19 protein-coding genes are annotated in these 20,939 nt (G+C 69.3%); 7 read left to right on the top strand and 12 right to left on the bottom strand.

The window, feature by feature from the left end:
* The first annotated feature begins 23 nt into the window (after window positions 1-23).
* Window positions 24-1,463 (top strand): hypothetical protein, encoded by a 1,440-nt coding sequence (locus ABB55_RS17160; protein WP_054359892.1) that lies wholly within the window; start codon window positions 24-26, stop codon window positions 1,461-1,463.
* A 39-nt stretch (window positions 1,464-1,502) separates the two neighbouring features.
* Here ABB55_RS17160 and ABB55_RS17155 read toward each other — a convergent pair whose 3' ends face one another.
* The 9 genes from ABB55_RS17155 to ABB55_RS17115 all read right to left on the bottom strand — a co-directional run bounded on the left by ABB55_RS17155 (window position 1,503) and on the right by ABB55_RS17115 (window position 9,437).
* Window positions 1,503-2,555, bottom strand: a complete 1,053-nt coding sequence (locus ABB55_RS17155) for a MaoC family dehydratase (RefSeq protein WP_054359891.1) — start codon at window positions 2,553-2,555, stop codon at window positions 1,503-1,505.
* Window positions 2,556-2,743: 188 nt separating this feature from the next.
* Complete coding sequence (locus ABB55_RS17150; protein WP_054359890.1) at window positions 2,744-3,508, bottom strand: DUF429 domain-containing protein; 765 nt, start codon at window positions 3,506-3,508, stop codon at window positions 2,744-2,746.
* Window positions 3,505-4,455, bottom strand: a complete 951-nt coding sequence (pdxY, locus tag ABB55_RS17145) for a pyridoxal kinase (RefSeq protein WP_054359889.1) — start codon at window positions 4,453-4,455, stop codon at window positions 3,505-3,507. The genes ABB55_RS17150 and pdxY overlap by 4 nt, the downstream gene beginning before the upstream one ends.
* Window positions 4,452-5,642, bottom strand: coding sequence for an NAD(P)/FAD-dependent oxidoreductase (locus ABB55_RS17140; RefSeq protein ID WP_054359888.1), 1,191 nt, complete (start codon window positions 5,640-5,642; stop codon window positions 4,452-4,454). Before ABB55_RS17140 ends, pdxY begins: the two co-directional genes overlap by 4 nt.
* Window positions 5,643-5,747: 105 nt before the next feature.
* A complete protein-coding gene (locus tag ABB55_RS17135) occupies window positions 5,748-6,107 on the bottom strand; it encodes a hypothetical protein (protein ID WP_054359887.1) in 360 nt (119 codons plus the stop codon).
* Window positions 6,104-6,742, bottom strand: a complete 639-nt coding sequence (locus ABB55_RS17130; RefSeq protein ID WP_054359886.1) for a hypothetical protein — start codon at window positions 6,740-6,742, stop codon at window positions 6,104-6,106. Before ABB55_RS17130 ends, ABB55_RS17135 begins: the two co-directional genes overlap by 4 nt.
* 132 nt (window positions 6,743-6,874) lie before the next feature.
* Window positions 6,875-7,336, bottom strand: coding sequence for a hypothetical protein (locus ABB55_RS17125; protein ID WP_054359885.1), 462 nt, complete (start codon window positions 7,334-7,336; stop codon window positions 6,875-6,877).
* Between the two features lie 176 nt (window positions 7,337-7,512).
* A complete protein-coding gene (gene rlmN / locus ABB55_RS17120; protein ID WP_083463697.1) occupies window positions 7,513-8,769 on the bottom strand; it encodes a dual-specificity RNA methyltransferase RlmN in 1,257 nt (418 codons plus the stop codon).
* 131 nt (window positions 8,770-8,900) lie between these two features.
* Window positions 8,901-9,437, bottom strand: coding sequence for an invasion associated locus B family protein (locus tag ABB55_RS17115; RefSeq protein WP_200912037.1), 537 nt, complete (start codon window positions 9,435-9,437; stop codon window positions 8,901-8,903).
* A 418-nt stretch (window positions 9,438-9,855) separates the two neighbouring features.
* Here ABB55_RS17115 and ABB55_RS17110 point away from each other — a divergent pair, with 418 nt between their 5' ends.
* The 3 genes from ABB55_RS17110 to ABB55_RS17100 all read left to right on the top strand — a co-directional run bounded on the left by ABB55_RS17110 (window position 9,856) and on the right by ABB55_RS17100 (window position 12,679).
* Window positions 9,856-10,422 (top strand): sigma-70 family RNA polymerase sigma factor, encoded by a 567-nt coding sequence (locus tag ABB55_RS17110; protein ID WP_054359884.1) that lies wholly within the window; start codon window positions 9,856-9,858, stop codon window positions 10,420-10,422.
* 24 nt (window positions 10,423-10,446) lie between these two features.
* Complete coding sequence (locus ABB55_RS17105; protein WP_054359883.1) at window positions 10,447-11,616, top strand: dipeptidase; 1,170 nt, start codon at window positions 10,447-10,449, stop codon at window positions 11,614-11,616.
* 91 nt (window positions 11,617-11,707) lie between these two features.
* Window positions 11,708-12,679: an NADPH:quinone oxidoreductase family protein gene (locus tag ABB55_RS17100; protein ID WP_054359882.1), complete on the top strand. Its 972-nt coding sequence runs from the start codon at window positions 11,708-11,710 to the stop codon at window positions 12,677-12,679.
* A gap of 92 nt (window positions 12,680-12,771) precedes the next feature.
* Here the strand turns inward: ABB55_RS17100 and ABB55_RS17095 are convergent, their stop codons facing one another.
* Together ABB55_RS17095 and ABB55_RS17090 are read right to left on the bottom strand one after the other, a co-directional pair.
* Window positions 12,772-14,973, bottom strand: a complete 2,202-nt coding sequence (locus ABB55_RS17095; RefSeq protein WP_054359881.1) for a glycoside hydrolase family 3 N-terminal domain-containing protein — start codon at window positions 14,971-14,973, stop codon at window positions 12,772-12,774.
* A gap of 62 nt (window positions 14,974-15,035) precedes the next feature.
* Complete coding sequence (locus ABB55_RS17090; protein ID WP_244472061.1) at window positions 15,036-15,626, bottom strand: ankyrin repeat domain-containing protein; 591 nt, start codon at window positions 15,624-15,626, stop codon at window positions 15,036-15,038.
* A 345-nt stretch (window positions 15,627-15,971) separates the two neighbouring features.
* On the opposite strand from ABB55_RS17090, the gene ABB55_RS17085 reads away from it, so the two are divergent.
* The 3 genes from ABB55_RS17085 (at window position 15,972) to ABB55_RS17075 (ending at window position 20,043) form a co-directional block, all read left to right on the top strand.
* Entirely contained in the window at window positions 15,972-17,759 is a 1,788-nt protein-coding gene (locus ABB55_RS17085) for a type I secretion system permease/ATPase (RefSeq protein ID WP_054359879.1), read from the top strand.
* A complete protein-coding gene (locus tag ABB55_RS17080; protein ID WP_244472060.1) occupies window positions 17,756-19,108 on the top strand; it encodes an HlyD family type I secretion periplasmic adaptor subunit in 1,353 nt (450 codons plus the stop codon). Before ABB55_RS17085 ends, ABB55_RS17080 begins: the two co-directional genes overlap by 4 nt.
* 590 nt (window positions 19,109-19,698) lie before the next feature.
* A complete protein-coding gene (locus ABB55_RS17075; RefSeq protein WP_054359878.1) occupies window positions 19,699-20,043 on the top strand; it encodes an Hpt domain-containing protein in 345 nt (114 codons plus the stop codon).
* An 8-nt stretch (window positions 20,044-20,051) separates the two neighbouring features.
* Here ABB55_RS17075 and ABB55_RS17070 read toward each other — a convergent pair whose 3' ends face one another.
* Window positions 20,052-20,897, bottom strand: coding sequence for a response regulator transcription factor (locus ABB55_RS17070; protein WP_160321257.1), 846 nt, complete (start codon window positions 20,895-20,897; stop codon window positions 20,052-20,054).
* Between the last annotated feature and the right edge of the window lie 42 nt (window positions 20,898-20,939).

Below are 20,939 nucleotides of genomic sequence, written 5' to 3'. Positions count from 1 at the left end.
CTGCACTTTCAGGAGTCACCGCGATGAAAAAACGGATTCCGACATGTTTCGCCATCGCCACGTTGGCGCTGATTGCCGTCCTGGGGCTGGGTGCCAAGAGCAGTCATGGCAACCCTCAGGCTCAGACCTGCGAGTGGTCGAATTCCGAGGAGTTGTTCCGGAAGACCGTGAACTTCAAGAGCACGGATTCCACTGTCGCAGCCCCCATCCTATTACCGAGTCGAACGAAGAACGTCTACGACAGTGCCGGATATTCGCGCTCCGACGAAATTCGTGTCGCAGTCGGTGATGCGGCCCTGGTGAGGATTGAACTTCCCTCGAAGGACGCCACGACTTTGATCTACACAAACGGCGCAGCCCAGCCAAAGGTCGTGTGGAGCATCAACTCGCCGTCGGACTTCCGCGACGCGCCGCCGCCGGTCAAGTTGCCGATCAACACCAAAATCGATACCCGGAGCACCGATGCCATCGTCGTCAGGCTGGATGCCCCGAATATTGTGGCCTTAACAGAGCCCTGGCAGCTCGTAGCCGCCCTTTGCAACGGCACAACGAATACGCTGATCGGCTACACGATCATCGACGTCGAGGTCGTCAAACCGCTTTACGCGTGGGCCGCGTCACTCGCGGCTTTAGGCTTGTTCTGGAGCCTGATCAGCTTCGCGGCCTGGCGGTTGAACAAAACGAAAATCGACAAGCTGATCAACCCCGCGGATGACGGAAACTACCCGCTGCCTCTGACACTCGGAACATTTATGCACCGAATTCGAATCTGTGCTGACCCAGTCTTTATCTCTCAGAATTCACTCGGATACGGCAGCCTCAGTCGATTTCAGATTCTCATCTTCAGCTCTGTAGTCGGATTTGTCGTATTGTATGTCTATATTTATCTTGGAACACTGCCATCCATGTCTTCAACGATTTTGCAACTGCTCGGCATAACAGCCCTCGGAAGCACCTTCGTTCGAGCCACCAACGATTGGGCGGGAATCTCGCCGGCCACGCGACGCCTTCTGATCGGCGGCAAGCTTCTCATCATCAGCAGAGACAAGCCGCATCTCTCCGACCTTATCGAGACCCATGGCGAAATCGACGTCGCCAAAGTGCAGGCATTGTTGTTCACCGGGCTTGTCGCCGTCAGCATCCTGGGTTGTACGGCGGTCGGTCTTGCCGGTTTTACTCTGCCGCAGGAGATCGTCTACCTCAGTGGAATCAGCCAGCTCGCCTATGTGGCCGGCAGCGTGGCGCCGTCCGATACCCGAAAGCGCCTTGAGCAGGACATCACCGACTTTCGCCAGAAGGCCGCGGACCGGCGCAGCAAACCCGACGATCCGCAGGCCAAGATGGCGTTCGAGCAGGCCGCCGCACTGGCGCGCTCGACGCTCTACGAGACCTATCTGGACCGCTTCGACGACGATGAATTCGAAGCGATGATCAACGATCCGAAGCTGGAGCGGATCGCCTGACCGGATACTGCCAGTTTGCCCGGCTCCCCTACCCTACCCTCACCGCGGGATCAGCACCCAGTAGTCGAGATCGAGGATGACGGACGGATCGTAGTCGCCCGTCTCCAGCCGGTGGGGGAAGTCGGCGCAGGGCCGGTCCTTGGTGGCCACCGTCCGGATGCGCAGGGCGCCGACATCGGTGCGGCCGGGCAGGTCGGCGGTGTCGAGCACCTCCGACCAGGCGAACACCGTCATGCCGGCGAAGAGCGGGGCGACATGGCGGCCGCCGTTGATGGCGGCGACATGGAAGGCGTTGCCGAGGCCGTTGAAGCTGAGCGCGCGGGCGAGCGAGATGACGTGGCCGCCATAGATCAGCCGGCGGCCGAAGCGGCCCTGGCCCTCGGTGAACTGGTTGAAATGCACCTTGGCGGTGTTCTGGTAGAGCCGCGTCGCCAGCTGGTGCTCGGCTTCCTCGACCGTCATGCCGTCGACATGGTCGATCCGCTCGCCGGGCCGGTAGTCCTCGAAACGATGCGGGCTGCCGGCAAGCACGGCGTCGTAGCCGGCGCCGTCGAGCAGCGGCACGGCCGCGCCGATCACGTCGGGCGCCAGCACCGCCGGCAGTTCCGGCACATGCTCGTCGGCGATGCCGGCGCTCTCGTCGCTCTTGCGCACCATGACCCAGCGCACATAGTCGAGCACCTCCGCGCCGTCCTGGTTGTAGCCGGTCGAGCGGACATAGACGACGCCGGTCTTGCGGTTGGAATTCTCCTTCAGGCCGATCACCTCGGAGACGGTCGACAGCGTGTCGCCCGGATAGACCGGCGCCAGGAAGCGGCAGCCGGCATAGCCGAGATTGGCGATGGCGTTGAGCGAGATGTCCGGCACCGTCTTGCCGAAGACGATGTGGAACACGAGCAGATCGTCGAGCGGCGCGCGCGGATAGTTGATCGCCCGGGCGAAGGCATCGGAGGACTGGACCGCGAAGCGCGGGCCGTAGAGGGCGGTGTAGAGCGCCACGTCGCCGGTCGTGACGGTGCGCGGCGTGGCATGGCGGATCACCTGCCCGATGCGGAAATCCTCGAAGAAATTGCCCGGATTGGTCTTGCTCATCGCCGCCCCCGCCTGTCGCACTGCACCATGCCCCCGATGTGACCGCGCGGCGCGGGATTGTCCAGCCCTCCGGTGGTCGCAGACCCACTGGCGGACACTGATCGATTGTTGGTCCTCGAACCGCTGACGGTCAGTCACCCGCTGGCGGCCGCAGACCGTTGCAGTCATGGGAGATCGCCAAGGCCGGCTCAGGCCCAGATCGCCACCGTCAGGCCGCGCCCGTCCCGCTCGGGCGGATCGGGGAAGGGCCGGGCCTCGCCGGCCGCGATCCGGACGGCGATCAGGGCGTTGACGGCGGCATCGATCAGGTCGTCGCGGCCGACGCCGCGCGGCAGCGCCTGCTCCAGGAAGGCACGCGGATAGCCGTGGCGGACGAGCAGGTCGATCCGCTCGGCGAGACCCGGCTCGGCGGCGCGGTTCTTGACCTTCTTGGGCAGGCGCATCGCCGAGCCGCCGTTCAGCCGCCAGAAGGCGACCTCCGGGTGGACCTCGAAGACGCGGCCCGACAGAGCCGGCGTCATCAGCCGGTCGATCTCGCGGATCTTGGGCAGGATGTGGAAGCACTGGCGCGAGATCTTGCGCGGCGGCTCTGAGGTGGCGAAGGCGACGTCGCAGATGGTCCGGTAGGCGTCGGGCGCGTCGAGATCGTCGACGGCCCAGACGGCGGCCCGGCTCGGCACCGAGAAGACCGAGGACTGCCGCTCGCCGAGGAGCGGGCGGACAAGCCGCTCCGGCCCGCGTCCGCCCAAGCCGACCCGATCCGGCAGGCCGATCGGCATGTCGACCGCGATCACGCCCCCCTCCGCGGCGAGGATGGCGGCGAAATCGGCATGGACGGCGAGATGCGGCGCACCGGCATCGAGCGTGACCGCGACCCAGCCGGCCGGACAGCCGTCGACGCCGGCGACCGGCCCCGCCGCCGAAGCAGTCCCACCCTGCGGCGGCACCGTCACAGCGTGCCCGGCTTCGGCGCGCGACGCGGCCCATCGCCGCGCGGGCGGCCCGGTTCGGCCAGGGTGCGCACCGAGACGGTCGCCATGGAATGGGCCAGCACGTCCTGTTCGGCGGCGAGCAGAAGCTCGTCGGCGCCGGCGCGGACCGAGCGGGCGACCATGTCGAACACCGTCGCGGCGGCCCGCTCCAGGGCCTTCTCGGGACCGGCGCCGTCGAGGATGCGGGCCAGGAACAGGGCGGCGAGCAGGTCGCCGGTGCCGTTCGGCGCGCCCTCGACGAGCGGATGCTCGGCCTGCACGGCGCCCTTGGCGGTGACCAGCAGATTGGCGAAGGCGCGCGCCATCATGGCCGGGGCCGAGGTGACCAGCACGGTCGGCCGGCCGAGCGCGCGCGCCGCCGCAATCGTCTCGGCGGTCGAGCCGGTCGGCAGGCCGGCGAGCCAGCCGGCCTCGAAGCGGTTCGGGGTCAGGATGTCGGCGCCGGGCACCAGACGGTCGCGGATCGCCGCCGCGGTCGCCTCCGGCACGTAGAGGCCGCCCGAGCCGTCGGGGCGGACATCGCCGATCACCGGGTCGCACAGATGCAGGGCCGCCGGCCGCGCCGCCCGGACGGCCGCGATCAGGCGGGCGGCGGCCTCGACCTGGCCGGGCGCGCCGAAATAGCCGGTCAGCACGGCGCCGACCTCGCCGAGCTTGGGCGAACCGGCCAGGTCGTCGACCAGCGCCGCGAAGGCCTCGTCGGGCGCGACGAGGCGGGTGGCGCGGCCGTGGCCCGGATGCCATGGCAGCGTCACGGTCGGTACGAACCAGACCGGGAAGCCGAGCCTTTGCAGTGCGAACACCGCCCCGCGCCCGCCGACCGAACCGCGCGCCACCAGGCTCGACACGACGATCACGGCCGGCTTGCCGCGATCGGGGCCAGGATGAGGAGCGGCCGCGCCGGTCATATCACGTTGAGCTCGCGCACCGGCCGGCCGGCCGCGATCCGCTCGAAGCCGAACACGGCGAGATCGAGCGAGACCGAGCGGCCCGCGACGATCCATTCGGCGATCGCCCGCCCGGCGGCCGGGGCCTGCTGCAGCCCGTGCCCGGAAAAGCCGTTGGCGAAGAAGAAGTTGCCGATCTCCGGATGCGGCCCGATGACGGCATTCTGGTCGAGCGTGTTGTAGTCGTAGTGGCCGGCCCAGGCCCGGATCAGCTTGGCGGCCTCGAAGGCCGGGATGCGGGTGGCGAGCGCCGGCCAGATCAGGTCCTCGAACAGCGCATAGTCGACCTCGAAATCGTCGTCGGCCGGACGCGGATCCGGTCCCTCCTCGGGCGAGACGCCGCAGATGTGGTACTCGCCCTCCGGCCGGACATAGACGCCGGTTGTGTCGACCAGCAGCGGCATGCCGGGCAGCTTCTCGCGGCAATGGATGACGAAGACGAAGCGCTTGCGCGGCTCCACCGGCAGCGCGATGCCGGCGAGCGCGGCGACATCGCCGGCCGCCGGGCCGGCGGCATTGACGAAGGTACCGCAGGCGAGCGTGCTGCCGTCGGCGAGCGTGACGCCGGTGATGCGGTTGCCGTCGCGCCCGATGCCGGCGACCCGGCCCTGAAGGTAGGTCGCCCCGGCGGCGCGCGCGCCCTTGCGGATCAGGTCGAGCAGCGAATGGGCGTCGAACCAGCCCTCCCCCGTCACCCCGAAGGCGCCGGCGGCGAGGCCGTCGGTCGACAGCCAGGGGAAGCGGGCCGACAGCCCGGTCGGATCGAGCAGGGCGATGTCGGCCTGTTCGGCCGCCTGCACCCGATGATTCGCCTCAAGGATCGGCAAGCCCTCGGGGCTCGCCAGCAGGAGATAGCCGCCCTCGTGGAAGCCGATCTCGGCCTCGGCGCCGAAACGGGCCTTGAGCGAGCGGATGAAGTCGACGCCGTAGAGCGACAGGCGGATATTCTCGGGCGTCGAGAATTGCTGCCGGATCGAGGCCGCCGACAGGGTCGTCGCCGAGCGGGCATAGGTCGGATCGGGCTCGATCACCGCCACGGAGCCGGTGAAGCCGAGTTCATGCTTCAGGAAATAGGCGACGGACGAACCGACGATGGCGCCGCCGGCGATGACGACATCGAAGGACTGAGCGGGAGAAGGGCCGGGCACGACGGGCTCCGTGTGGCGGAATGAGGCGGGCGACGCAGCGTCGCCATGGCGGCGGACCATAGCCGAAGCCCGGCCGCGGGTGAAATGCCGCCGCCGCAGGGCACCTCAGTGCAGGCGCGACCCGATCCCGTCGACGACGAAGATCGCCGCGCCGAGCGCCAGTTCGACGCCGGCCCCGATCGGGATCGCCCACCACGCCGTGGACACGCCGCCGAACCGGAGGATCAGGACCGATACCGACGCCGAGACCAGCACCGTCAGCGCCAGCCCGGCCAGGATCGGCAGCGTGCCGGCCAGCGCGGCGATGACCACCAGCCAGGTGATCGCCTCGCCAAAAGGCGCGATCAGCCAGAGCAGGATCACGATATAGCCGAAGGCGACCGCCGCCGCCCCCAGGGCTGCACCGAGGAAGCCGACCAGCAGCGCCACGGGCGCGCGCACCCCAAGGCCATTTTCGCCGCTCATCGCGATTTCCGATCGACCACCGGCGGGCGCGGCGGCGCGCTCGGCGGCGGCGGCCGGCGGGGACCGGGATGGGACGGCGCAATGCTCGGCACCGCCGAAGCCGGTCTCCGATGCGCCGGCGGCGGCGACGGCGGCGGGGTGGCATGCGGGCCCGTCCGCCTCGGGTCGGGGACGGGTCCCTGGCCTGACGGCGCGGCCGACGCCGGCCGCGACCGTCCCGCGCCCCGGCCGGCGATCAGCCAGTAGACGAAGCCGCCGACGAAGCCGGCCGCGAGTGCCGGCGCGAAGGGCTGCGCCGCGATGCCGCCGATCGGTGGGCGGGCCGCCCAGAGCCCGATCAGCCCGCCGGCGACCAGATAGTAGCCGAGACTGCGCAGGCCGATGATCTCGCTGACCAGCGCCAGCAGGATGCCCGGCACGAAGGAGACCGAGAGGACGATCGCATAGGCGACCAGGAAGGCGCCGAAATCGGCCAGCGGCCCGAAGCTGCGCCAGATTTCGGCGGCATCGCGAAATTCCGGCGGCAGATGGCTGAGGACCTGCGAGGCCGCCGCAAAGGCAGCAGCCGCCGCCGCGGCCGCGAGGTAGCCGACCGTGATGACGATGAAGCGCCACAGGAGACGAAAGACGATCATCGGTTTTGTCCGCCACCGTTCGAACGGGCTGCCAAATCGGCCGGAACCCGGCTCACCGGTTCGGTGCCGAGCCTCGCCGGTTTCCGGCCGCGACGCAATCCGGCTGCAAGGCGGGCATCCGGCACCGCAGGCTCAGCGGTTCTCCGGCGCACGCTGCGGCGGCCGGGATCGGCGCTGCGGCGCCCCGACACGGGCGAAGACCAAGCCGGCAACCGCGCCGACGACCGCGAAGAGCAGGAAGGCCGCCAGATTCGAGCGCGCCGCATTGCCCATCCCGGATGTCGCCCAGACGGCCTGCACGAGCAGGCCCGAGAAGGCGCCGTAGAGCGTCTGGATCAGGGCCGACAGTTCGCCCCGGGCGGCACCGAACAGCACCAGTCCGACCGCAAAGGGCGCCGCCACCACCACAAGAATGGCGAAGGCGAAAAGGGCGATCACCCAGATGCCCGCGATACCGGCCGAACCGAGCGCCCGCGACGGCCCGAGGACGAGCGCGTCATGGGCGATCTGCCCGAGCGGCAGGATGAGGGCGGCAGCCAGGCACGCCGCCAGATAGCCGACGAGCAGGCGCGGCAGGCGCCCGCTGGGGATCATCGGCGGCCTGTTCGGATGCGGCCTGGGATCGGACGGCCTGGGATCGGATGGGCTGGCCATGGACGATTTCGGTCCCCGCGTGCACCCGCGCGCGAATCACGGGGGTGACGGTCCGATCCTACCGTTTCGGCACCCTCGGCTGTAGGGCTTCCTCGGCAACGCGTTACCGAATCGGCTCAGTCCTCGTCGGCGCCGCCGATCATGGCCTCCAGGGCCATGCGCTCGCGGATGCGAAGCCGCTCGGTCGCGGATTTGAGCTGCCCGCAGGCCGCCAGGATGTCGCGTCCGCGCGGGGTGCGGATCGGGCTGGCATAGCCGGCACGGTTGACGATGTCCGAGAAGGCCTCGATCGTATCCCAGTCGGAGCATTCGTAGCGCGAGCCCGGCCAGGGATTGAACGGGATCAGGTTGATCTTGGCCGGAATGCCGCGCAGCAGCCGGACCAGTTCGCGGGCGTCGGCCGGGCTGTCGTTGATCCCCTTCAGCATCACATATTCAAAGGTGATGCGGCGGGCATTGGAGAGGCCCGGATAGTCCCGGCAGGCGGCCATCAGTTCGGCGATCGGATATTTGCGGTTGAGCGGCACCAGCTCGTCGCGCAGGTCGTCGCGCACCGCATGCAGCGAGACCGCCAGCAGCGTGCCGATCTCCTCGCCGGCCCGCGCGATCATCGGCACCACGCCGGAGGTCGACAGCGTGATCCGCCGGCGCGACAGGGACAGGCCCTCGCCGTCGGTCGCCACCTGCAGGGCGTCGCGGACATTGTCGAAATTGTAGAGCGGCTCGCCCATCCCCATCATGACGATGTTGGAGACGAAGCGGCCCTCCTTCGGCACGATCGCGCCGGCCTCGGTCGCCCGGTCCGGAAAGTCGCCGAGCCGCTCGCGGGCGATCACCACCTGGGCGACGATCTCCTCCTTGGTCAGGTTGCGCACGAGCTTCTGGGTGCCGGTATGGCAGAACGAGCAGGTCAGGGTGCAGCCGACCTGCGAGGAGACGCACAGCGTGCCGCGGCCCTCCTCGGGGATGTAGACGGTCTCCACCTCGACCGGCCGGCCGGCGCCGCGCGGCGGAAAGCGCAACAGCCATTTGCGGGTGCCGTCGACGGAGATCTGTTCCGAGACGATCTCCGGCCGGGCGATCACGAAGGATTCCGCCAGCCGGGCGCGCAGATCCTTGGAGACGTTGGTCATCCGGTCGAAGGACTCGGCGCCGCGGAAGTAGATCCAGTGCCAGAGCTGCCCGACGCGCATGCGCACCTGACGCTCCTCGATGCCGACCGAGCGCAAGGCGTCGCCCAGATCCTCGCGCGTCATGCCCATCAGCGAGGGCTTGGCGTCGCGCACCGGCTGCGCCTCGGCCATCTTCATGATCGGCGCGATCGCGCCGGGCGGCACGGCCAAGCCGTCCGCCGGGACAGTCGAGAGAGTCATGCTGCGTCCTTCCGCGAGCCCTGCACGAAATCGGCGCGCCGGAGGCGGCGCCCAGGGTCTCGATCCGAACGCCCTACATAGGCGATCCGGCGGAAATCTTCAAAGGGCAGCTGCCGCGGACGGTCTATCGACTACTTGCATTCCTTCAGGGCGGCATCGAGCGCGCCGGAGAAGCCCTGCAGCGAGAAGGCATAGGTGGTGGCGTTGCCGCGGCCGGACTGGCCGCCGATGGTCAGCTTCTTGCCCTTCTTGAGGGCATCCACCAGCTTGACCTCGTCGGTCTTGTCCTGCAGCCAGGCGCCGTCGCCGCGGGTGAACATCGAGAATTTCTGCGTGTCGACCTCGACCGTGACCTTGCTGCCTTCCTTCAACGAGTAGCCGACCTGCAGGCTCGGCTCGTTGCGGACATTGTCGCCGGGCCAGATCGAGATGAAGAAGAACACCTCGCCATGGTTTAGACTGGCCGGCTCCATCTTGGTCGGCTTGGTGATCGCGTAGCAGACCTTGGCCTTCTGGGCGCCGGCCGTGACGGCGCTCCAATCCTTGGATTGGACCAGCAGGAGCGGGCTCTGCTGCGCCGAAGCCGGCGAGGCGGCGCCGACCAGTGCGGCAGCGCCTGCGATCAGACCGGCCCGGAGAGCAAGCGCGAGGGGTGAGTTCGTGTCCATGCCGTCCCGATTCCCTGTTCGAATGTCCTTGGCGGAGACCGAATCGGGCGCCTTTCGACATCCAATCGGCCCGCATTCCGCCGGCCAGCGTGCCGACGGCAGTGTCACGTCGCGTTAACCAAAACACGATTCAGGTTACCGAACCGTTGCCGCGCCGGGGCCGCCGGTCCGACCCGGCCGGCGATCGTTAAGTCTGTGCCGTCAGGTTGGCATGCATGTGACTTGCAGATTGGTCGATCCCGTGATCTGAGGCTAACATCGTGGCGGCAGGCGAACGGTTCGATCCAAAGGCGGCGACAATGGGGCATCCCGGACAGGACCGTCCCGGTCGCCGGGCCAGACTGTCTCGCCCCGCGCCGCAACCGCCCGAACTGGAGAGGGCATTCGAGGTCGCATGAGTATCGCGGATCCCGGGCGCATGGCATCGGAGCGGGATGAGTTTGCCGATCTCGTGGAGCGGATCGCCCGTCATCGGGACCGCGAGGCGTTCGGACGCCTGTTCGATCATTTCACACCACGCCTCGAAGCCTATCTGATCCGCCTCGGATCCGACGCCGGCTCGGCCGAGGAACTGGCCCAGGAGGCGATGGTCACGCTCTGGCGCAAGGCCGCCCTGTTCGACCGCACCAAGTCCTCCGTCGGCACCTGGCTCTATCGCATCGCCCGCAATCGGCGCATCGATGCCCATCGGCGCAACCGCGACGCCGCGCTCGATCCCGAGGAGCCGCTGCTGCAGCCCTCCGCCCCGGAGGATGCCGACGAGATCATCGACGCCCGGCGCCGCGAGGACAAGATCCGGGTCGCCCTTGCGGTTCTGCCGCCGGAACAGATCGAACTGGTCCGGCTCGCCTTCTATTCGGGCCTGTCGCACAGCCAGATCGCCGAACAATCCGGGCTTCCGCTCGGCACGGTCAAATCCCGCATCCGGCTTGCCTTTTCGCGCCTGCGCAAGGCGCTCGAGGATGACGGCCTGACCGAATTCTGATCCGAGTGACCGGAGCCCCGTCCGATGCCGAATGCCGATGCCGCCCTCGACCATGCCCGCGATCTGATCGCCCGCCATCCCCTGATCGATGGGCACAACGACCTGCCATGGGTCATCCGCATCGATTCGGAAGCGGCCGGCGATGTCGACAAGGCTCGCCTGGACGAGGCCCGCCAGGGCCGCGACACCGACATCCCGCGCCTGAAGGCCGGCGGGCTCGCCGCGCAGTTCTGGGCCGCCTTCATCCCGACCGATGTGCCGCATCCGGCCCGCACGACGCTGGAGCAGATCGACCTGATCCGCCGGATGGAGGCCGCCCACCCGGAGACCTTCCGGCCGGCCCGCTCGGCCGCCGACGTGATGCGGGCCAAGCGCGAGGGTCGGATCGCCAGCTTCATCGCCGTGGAGGGCGGCGTCGGCCTGGAAAACAGCCTCGAAATGCTGCGCACCTTCTACGACCTCGGCGCGCGCTACATGACGCTCTGCCACAACGAAACGCTCGACTGGGTCGATTCGACCACCGACGCGCCGCGCCATGGCGGGCTCGCCCCGTTCGGCGAGGCGGTCGTGCGCGAGATGAACCGGCTCGGCATGATGGTCGACCTGTCGCACACCTCGCACGACGCCATGCGCCGCGTGCTCGACGTGACCCGGGCGCCGGTCGCCTTCACCCATTGCAACGCCTTCTCGCTCTGCGACCACCCGCGCAACGTTCCCGACGACGTGCTGGCCCGCATTCCCGCCAATGGCGGCATCGTCATGGCGACCTTCGTGCCGGACTTCGTCTCGCAGGCCTCGCGCGACTGGATGCGGCCGATGAAGGACGATTTCGGCAAGACGCGTCCGGATGTCGACTGGACGACCGCGATGGCGGCCCGCCGGGCGGAACTCGGCCCCTGGCCGCGGGCCTCGATCGGCGAGGTCTGCGACCATATCGACTACATGGCCGCCCGCGCCGGCCGGAAGCATGTCGGCATCGGTTCCGACTTCTTCGGCGGCCCGCCCGTGGTCGGCCTGGAAGACGTGTCGCGCTTTCCGCATCTGATCGCGGAACTCGTCCGTCGGGGCTGGAGCGACGGCGACCTCGCCGGCCTGATGGGCGGCAACCTGCTGCGGGTCCTGCGCGCCGTCGAGCGGACGGGCCGGCACCTGTCCCGGATCGAACGTCCGGCCATGGGGCGGTTGGCCGTCTGACCGTGATTGCGTCCGTTTCGCAGCCTTCCGCGGCGCCGGACCTCGTGTTAACAGAGCCTTAACATCGGGGAAGTCTGGGGGGATCGAAACCGTGAAAGCCGTTCTGTGCCGGGCCTTTGGCCCACCGTCGAGCCTGACCGTCGAGGATATTGACGAACCGGTGCCGGGTCCCGGCGAGGCGCTCGTCCGCGTGCGCGCCGCGGGCCTCAATTTCTACGACACGCTCGCGATCCGGGACAAGTACCAGTACAAGCCCGCCCTGCCCTTCTCGCCGGGCGGCGAACTGGCCGGCGAGGTCGAGGCGGTCGGACCGGATACCGATCCGGGCCTGATCGGCGAACGCGTCGTCGTCTATTCGAAATGGAATGCCTGCCGGGAAAAGATCGTGGTCCCGGCCGAGGACCTGATCACGATTCCGGATGCGGTCGGCTTCGAGCAGGCGGCTGCCGTGGTGGTCACCTACGGCACCACCATGCATGCGCTCCGCAATCGCGCCGACATGGTCGAGGGCGAGACCCTGGCGGTGCTCGGCGCCTCCGGCGGCGTCGGCCAGGCGGCGATCGAGATCGGCCGGCTGATGGGCGCCCGGGTGATCGCCTGCTCGTCCTCCGAGAAGCTCGATTTCTGCCGCGAGATGGGCGCCCACGAGGTCATCGCCTACGACCAGGAAGACCTCAAGCTCCGGCTGCGGGAGCTGACCGACGGGCGCGGCGTCGACGTGGTCTATGACGCGGTCGGCGACAAATATACCGAGCCGGCGGTGCGGGCGCTGGCCTGGCGCGGCCGGCTGCTGGTGGTCGGCTTCGCGGCCGGTGAGATCCCGCGCATCCCGCTCAACCTGCTGCTGCTCAAGGGCTGCGACCTGCGCGGCGTGTTCTGGGGCGAGTCGATCCTGCGCGAGCCGGAGGACCATGCCGACAACATGGCCCAGATCATGGACTGGATCGCCGCCGGCCAGCTGAAGCCGCATATCCACGCGACCTACCCGCTGGCCGAGGCCGCCGCCGCCCTCGAGGCGATCGCATCCCGCAAGGTCAAGGGCAAGGTGCTGGTCGTCCCCTGACCCCTCGCGGTCGGGCGGAGCCGTCGCCCCTCCTTCACGGCCACCGCGGCGGGTCCGCCTGAAGCTGCCCGCCCCGCCTCCTGCGCGTCGTCCTATCGTCCGCCCGGTGGGCGGACCAGATCCGGGCCGGTCGCCGTGAAGGCGGCCGACAGCGTCGCCTCGGACGAGCCGCCGACGAAGACCTCGAAGCGGCCAGCCTCGACCCGGTAGGTGCCGGTCTCGTCATGGAAGCCGAGATCGGCGACATCGATCGGGATCGAGACCGTCTTCGCCTCGCCGGGTGCCAGATCGACGCTGGCGACGCCTTTCAGCTGGCGGTCGGGCCGGACCCGGCTCGACTGAACATCGCGGACATAGAGCTGCACCACCTCGCGACCCGCCCGCCGGCCCGCATTGGTCACCGTGACGGTGGCCGTCAGCCGACCGTCCGTCGCGACCTCGGTGCGGTCCAGCCGCAACCCGTCATAGGCGAACCGGGTCGTAGAAAGGCCGTGGCCGAAGGCAAACTGCGGCTTCCAGTCGACATCGACATATTTCGAGGTGAATTTCTGGTCCCGCTCGGCCGGCCGGCCGGAGCGCAGGCGATCGTAGGTGATCGGGATCTGGCCGGGATGGCGCGGCCAGGTCATCGGCAGCCGGCCGGACGGTGCGGTGTCGCCGAACAGGATCTCGGCCAGCGCGCGCGACCCGTAGGTGCCCGGATACCAGGTGGTCAGCAGGGCGGAGACATGCTCGGCCGCCCAGGGCACGATCAGCGGGCGCCCGGCCATGACCACCAGCACCACCGGCTTGCCGGTCGCGACCAGGCGCTCGAGCAGGGCCTGCTGGCGGCCCGGCAGGTTCGGATCGGCGCGCGAAGCCGCCTCGCCGGCGATGTCGCCCGGCTCGCCCAGGACCGCGACGATCACGTCGGCCGCCCTGGCCGCCTTGACCGCCGCCCCGAAGCCGCGCTCGTCGGTGCAGAAGGCATCGCAGCCGGCCTGGAAGTCGAAGGCGATGCCGGCCCTGGCGGCCCGCTCGGCGAGCGCCCTCCGGATGGTGACGACATCCTGCTCCCGGTACTGCGCCGCGTGCGGCCCGACATGCTCACGCGCGATGTCGGCCAGCGCGCCGACCAGAAGCACCTTGCGGCGGCCCTCGATCGGAACCGTCTCGCGCCGGTTCTCCAGGAGCACGATGCTGCGGCGGGCGACCTCGACGGCGAGATCGCGCGTTGCCGGCGCCAGCATGGCGGCCTCGGCCTCCTTCCACGGGATCGGCTTGCGGGTGTCGAGCCCGGCCTCGAACTTGACCCGCAGGACCCGGCGGACCGCCGCATCGATCGCGGCCTCCGACACCCGGCCGGCGGCGACCTCCTCGGGAAAGCGCGTCCGGTAGGTGCCCGAGGCCATGTCCATGTCGACGCCGGCCGCGAAGGTCTTGCGCGCCATGACGGCGCGGTCGGGATCGATGCCGTGGTTGCCGAGCTGGTCGATGGCGCCCCAGTCGGACACCACGAAGCCGCGGAAGCCCCATTCGCCGCGCAGGATTCCGGTCAGGAGACGGCTGTCGACGCTGGCCGGGATGCCGTTGAGCGCGCTCAGCGCCGGCATGATCGCCTGCGCGCCGGCCTCGACCGCAGCCCGGAACGGCGGCAGGTAGACGTCGCGCAGCGTCGCCTCGGACATGTCGGCCGGCGCATAGTCGAGCCCGGCGGCCGGCGCCCCATAGCCGACGAAATGCTTCGGCGTCACCACCAACCCGCCGGCCCGGTAGCCGGTGACGCGGGCCGCGGCCATGCGGGCGGCGAGCCAGGGATCCTCGCCGGCACCCTCGACGACCCGGCCCCAGCGCGGATCGCGGCCGATGTCGACCATCGGCGCATAGGTCCAGTTGACGCCCTGCAGCGTCGTCTCGCGCGCGATCGCCTCGGCGGCCCGGCGATTGAGTTCGGGATCGAAGCTCGCCGCCTGGCCGAGCGGGACCATGAACAGGGTCCGGTAGCCATGCAGCACGTCCAGCCCGGTCAGGAGCGGAATGCCGAGCCGGCTCTTCGCGGCCTCGGCCTGCACGTCGCCGGTCTCGCCGGCATTGGCGTAGTTGATGACGTTGCCGATCTCGCCGGTCGCGATCCGCTCGCGCGTGCCGAAGGGACCATGCGATTCCACCGTCAGCTGGCCGATCTTCTCGGCCAGCGTCATGCGGGCGATCAGCGCGTCGATGCGGGCTTCGATCGCCGGATCGGCGGCGGCGGGCAGCGCGACGGCGACGAGAGCCGCCACGGCAGCGGAGACGGCGGACAGGGTGCGGGTCAAGGCGGGGGATCCGTCTGGCTTCCGGGCGGGGATCGGTGCTGTGGCCGAAGCGATGATGCGGGTCAAGGCCTGGCGCCGGCCCGCTCTAGGATGGCGGCGATCGCCGTCTGGCCGCGCTCGCGCGCCAGCCGGAGCGGCCGGGCGCCGTTGCCGTCGGCGAGATTCGGATCTGCCCCACCCTCGACCAGCAGGCGGACGATCTCGGTATGGGCCGGCCCGCCGTCGCCGAGCACGATGGCTTCGAGTAGCGCCGTCCAGCCGAGCCGGTTGACGTGGTCGCGGTCGATCCGCGTGCCGAGCAGGATGCGCACCGTCTCGACATGGCCGTGATGGGCGGCCGGGATCAGCCCCGTCCCGCCATAGCGGTTGGTGGCCGCGAGGTCGGCGCCATGGGCCAGCGTCAGCCGCAGGATGTCGAGCCGGCCCTCGGCCGCCGCGTAGAGATAGGGGCTGTCCGAAATGGCGTCCTTGGCATTCACGTCCGCGCCGGCCTCGATCAGCAGCCGGGCGATCTCGACCCGGTCCTGATGGGTGGCGACCAGAAGCGCCGTCCGCCCGCGCGCGTCGCGCGCATCGAGCGGCACCTTGGCGGCGATCAGCCGGCGGACGGCTCCGGCATCGCCGGCGGCGACGGCATCATGAAGCGGCGACACGGGTCCTCCGGTCTGGGCGGACGCGCGCCCGAACGCGATCGCACCGGCCGGGACGGCCGCCAGCAGGCGGAGCAGGGAGCGGCGACAGATCGGCATGGCGTCCCGGGGCTCGTTTGCGGGTGATCTCGAAGTCATGAATGCGACACCGGCGCGGCCGCCGCAAGGCTATGGTCGTGTCGGGATGTGTCGGGATGTGTCGGGCCGGGCGCGATATCGGCAGCCCCAGGCCCGTTCGGAAGACTTTTGGCAGGATTCTGCTGTAGTCTGCATGCATTGCAACGCAGACGGCCGAAGGGCGGTCGAGGGGATCGGATGGGGCCGTCGTCGGGAGGCCGGACAAGCGAGATGCGCGCGGCCGGGACCGGGATCGGTCCCGCCGACATCTTGCGCCGCAGCCGCACGGGCTTCGTCGGCGTGGCGCTGGCGGGCGCGATGGTCAATCTCCTGTCGCTGTCCGGCTCGATCTACATGCTGCAGGTCTATGACCGGGTCATCCCCGCGCGCAGCGTCGCGACGCTGATCGGACTGACCGTCCTGCTCGCCCTGCTCTATGCCTGCTATGCCGTCTTCGATCAGTTGCGGCTGCGCCTGCTCGCCGCGATCGCCGGGCGCATCGACCAGCAGCTGCGCCGCCCGGTCTTCGACGCCTCGCTCGGCCTGTCGCTCGCCGGCGCCGACGCGGTCGCGGCCGGCACGCCGCTGCGCGACCTCGACCAGATCCGCAGCTTCGCCGCCGGGCTCGGCCCGGCCGCCCTGGTCGACCTGCCATGGTCGCCGCTGCTGCTCGGCCTCGTCTTCCTGATCCATCCGGCGCTCGGCGTCGCCGCCCTGGCCGGTGCCGTCGTGATCATCGTCCTGACGGTGCTGGCCGAGCGGCAGAGCCGCGAACCGGTGCGCGAGGCCGCCTTCGCGGGGGCGGCCCGCAATGCGCTCGCCGAGACGGTCCGCCGGCAGGCCGAGACCGTTGCGGCGCTCGGCATGCGCCAACGGCTCGGCGACCGCTTCGTCGCGCGGGCCGACCGGTTCGTCACGGCGAGCGAGACCGCCAGCCTGACCGGCAACCTGCTCGGCGCCGTCTCGCGCGTGCTGCGCCTGTTCCTGCAATCCGCCATCCTGGGCATCGGCGCCTGGCTGGTGATCCACCAGGAGGCGACGCCGGGCGTCATTCTGGCGGCTTCGATCACCGTGACCCGGGCGCTGGCGCCGATCGAGGTGGCGATCGCCAACTGGCGCGGCTTCCTGGCCGCGCGCGACAGCTATGCCCGGCTCGGCGAGACGCTGGCTCGCTTCGACCGGCCGGAACCCGCCACCGCGCTCCCCCTGCCGACCCGGGACCTCGTCGTGGACGGGCTGCATCTGGCTGCGCCGGGTCAGGACCGCGCCATCCTGGCCGATGTCTCGTTCCGCCTCGCGGCCGGCGACGGCCTCGGCGTGATCGGGCCGAGCGCCTCGGGCAAGTCCTCGCTGATGCGCGCCCTGGTCGGCGTCTGGCCGCCACGGCGCGGCACGGTCCGGCTCGACGGCTCGCCGCACGACCATTGGGCGCCGGATGCGATCGGCCGGGCGATCGGCTACCTGCCGCAGGAGATCGCGCTGATCGAGGGGACCATCGCGGAGAACATCGCCCGTTTCGATCCGTCGCCCGCCCCGGAGGCGCTGGTGGCGGCGGCCCGGGCTGCGGGCGTGCACGACCTGATCCTGCGCCAGCCCGGCGGCTACGACGCGCGCATCGGCGAAGGCGGCCTCGCCCTGTCGGCCGGCCAGCGCCAGCGCATCGCACTCGCCCGCGCGCTTTATGGCGACCCATTCCTGGTCGTGCTCGACGAGCCGAATTCCAATCTCGACGCCGAGGGCGAGACGGCGCTGGCCGAGGCGATCCGCAGCGTCCGGGCGCGCGGCGGCATCGCCATTGTGGTGGCGCACCGGCCGAGCGCGCTGGCCGCACTCGACAAGGTCGCGCTCCTGCAGAACGGCCGGATGGCGGCGATCGGGCCGAAGGACGAGGTCCTGCGCGCCCCCGTCCGGGCGCCGGGCCGCGGGCCCGCCGCCGAGGCGACGACCGGTGCGGCCTCGACCGGCGCGACCGTCACGGCGCTGGCCGACCGGCGCGAACCGCGACCGGAGGCGCCATGACCCGCGTCGGAGGCGCCATGACGGCGCCCGGTCCCGCCGCCCCGGCCGATCCCGATATCGCCGCGACCCGCCGGATTGCGCGGCTGGTGCGGCTCGTGCTCGTCGCCATGATCGGGCTCGTCGGCGGCGTGGGCAGTTGGGCGGCGACCACGCCGCTGGCCGGTGCGGTGATCGCGCAGGGGGTGTTCGTCGTCGACAGCTACAGCAAGAAGGTCCAGCACCCGAGCGGCGGCGTGGTGGCGGAGATCCGCGTCAAAAACGGCGACCATGTCTCGGAAGGCGACATCCTGGTCCGGCTCGACGAGACCCAGGCCCGCGCCAACCTGCAGGTCCTGTCCGGCCAGCTCGACCAGCTGGCCGCCGTCGAGACCCGCCTGCGCGCCGAACAGCAGGACGTCGACCGGCTCGCCTTTCCGCCGGACCTGGCCGACCGCGCCGGCGATCCGGCGGTCGCCGCCATTCTTGCCGCCGAGACGCGTCTGTTCGAGAACCGGCGCGAGGCGCGCGCCGGCCAGAAGTCGCAGCTCGTGGAGCGCAGCCGGCAGCTTGAGAACGAGATTTCCGGGCTGGAGGCGCAGCTCGCCGCCAACAAGCGCGAGACCGAGCTGATCGGGATCGAGCTGGAGGGCGTGCGCGAGCTGTTTCAGAAGAAGCTGACGCCGCTGACCCGCCTGACCGCGCTCGAACGGGATGCCGCCCGTCTCGACGGCGACCGCGGTCGCCTCATCGCGGCGATCGCGCAGAGCCGCGGCCGGATCGCCGAGATCGCCCTGCAGGCGATCCAGATCGACCAGGATGTGCGCTCGGAAGCCTCCCGTCTCCTGAGCGATGTCCAGGCGCGCAGCGCGGAACTCTCTGAGCGGCGCACCGCCGCGATCGACATCCTGAAGCGCGTCGACATCCGCAGCCCGCGCAACGGCGTCGTGCACGAACTGGCGATCCACACGGTCGGCGGCGTGATCGGTGCGGGCGATCCGCTGATGACCATCATTCCGGCCGAGGACAGCCTGGTCGTCGAGGCGCGTATCGCGCCGCAGGAGGTCGACCGGATCAGTGTCGGCCAGCCGGCGGCGATCCGCCTCAGCGCCTTCAATCAGCAAACGACGCCTGAAGTCTCTGCGCGGGTGATCTTCATCTCGGCGGACCTGCAACGCGATCCACAACTGAACATTTCCTACTATCTAGCGCGGCTCAAGCTCGACGCCGGCGGTGCCGCCGTTTCGGCCGAAACGCGTCTCGTTCCGGGCATGCCGGCCGAGGTCCACCTGAAGACCGGCGAACGGACGGCCTTGTCCTTCCTGTTGAAGCCGTTGACCGATCAGATGGCACGCTCCTTCCGCGAAGACTGACGCGGCGACCGTTACGATTGCCGCGCGGTTCCCCCCTCTGCTCCCATTTCGTGCAACGCGCCGGACGACCCGGCCCGCGTCGGACATGGTTTTATTCCGCGCCTGCCAATTCGCGCGGTTTCACGGGAGTCCAGAAAGGTGTCCGCGGCAGTATGTATTCTTACGAATGCGCGTTCTTTTTCGCTAATTAGCGCAGGTCTTTCATTGAATTCTCTTAAATTACAGGGCAGTTCCTTTTGTTTCCAAATTTTTGCCGCTTTGTACCGCAGTATACTATTTTCACCCAGCTATTTATTGACGGCTCAACCTAGGGTCGATTGTTTCACTACGTCGTGCTGCAATAATGCTTTCCACAACATGCTGCGAGATTGTGCAGTTGGGTCCGGTCCGGCCGCCTGAACAGGCGACGGACATAGGTCCTTCGCACGATCCGGCCTTCCATGCCGACATCCTCGGAAGGCGGGCCCGCTCGGACCGCCGCGGTGTTTGACGAGGGGCGGCGGCCTCGCGTCGCACCGTTGCACGCTGTCGTTCGGATCCGAGCCGCATCAAATTCAGGAACGGGCCTCGGGTGAGGAAGCGAAGGATCGATGCCTGATTTCGACGATGATAGCATTCTGGCCCTGATCGCGGTCGTCGGCACGCCCCGGCTGACCGAACTGGTCGACAAGCTAGAGATCGACGCCGGCGGCCTTCTTGCCGAACTCGCCGCGGCCGTCTCGGCCGGAAACGATGATCAGCGGCGCGCGGCCGCGCATCGGCTGTCCGGCATGCTCGCCCTGTTCGGAGCCCGGGCCGCCGAAGCCGGCGCGCGCCGAATCGAGACGATGGGCAAGGGATTGTCGCCAGCCGCGGGAGAAATCGATGCCCTGTGCGGATTGGTCGATGCGGCGGTTCGTGGATTGAAGGCACGGATCGCCAAGTATTCCGGGTGACGGGATGCTCAGGCTTGCCACCCGGTGTCGCCGCGGGTCTGTCCGGCCGAGACGGTTTCGACGGGGACTGCGAAACGATAGCCGAGCCCGCGGACGCTCTTCAGATAGTCCTCGCCACCATAGGCAGACAGGGCCGTCCGCAACTTGCTGACCAGCACATCGACCGATCGGTTGTCGGAGCGCCCGCCGTGACCATGCAGCGCAATCGAAATCTGGGCCCGAGTCAGAGCCTCGTCGGCGTGATCGACGAAAAGTTCCAGAAGACGAAACTGCCCGCGCGTCAATTCGACCGGCTTGCCGTCGACCGTCAGTTCCTGGCGCTTCAGATCGAGACGGAACGGGCCGAACCGGTAGACGACGTCGCTGACGCGGGCGACTTCGGTGCCGAACAGGCGTTCGCGGATGCGGCGGACCCGCACCACCATCTCGCGCAGGACGACCGGCTTCACCAGGAAGTCGTCCGCCCCGAGTTCCAGCGCCACGATCCGATCGAGCGGTTCGCCGCGGGCGGAAACGACCAGGATGCCGAAGCGGAAATCCCGGAACGTGCGGATGATCTCCAAACCCGATGCGTCCGGCAGGACGAGATCCAGCACCACGACGCTCGGCTGCACCGTCAGGCAGAGATTACGAGCCTCGGCTACCGTAGCGGCCTCATGGACTTCGAATCCCTCCTGCCGGCAGGCAGTGGCATAGACTTCGCGGGTGATCGGATCGTCGTCGACGACGAGAACGGGAAAACTCACGCTTGCAACCCGGTTAAAGGAGAAAGCCAACGGACTCCGCCTCAGCGGCGAGTCGCCTGGCTGCATCCATAGCCAGCCATTATCACATAGTCCTTCGGCAAGTGGCACGCCACCCCCTTTCATGAATAGGGGGTGGTTTCGCGCAATGAT

The organism is Prosthecodimorpha hirschii (genome assembly GCF_001305515.1).
Lineage (GTDB): Bacteria > Pseudomonadota > Alphaproteobacteria > Rhizobiales > Ancalomicrobiaceae > Prosthecodimorpha > Prosthecodimorpha hirschii.
This window is presented reverse-complemented; position numbering and strand designations above follow the sequence as displayed.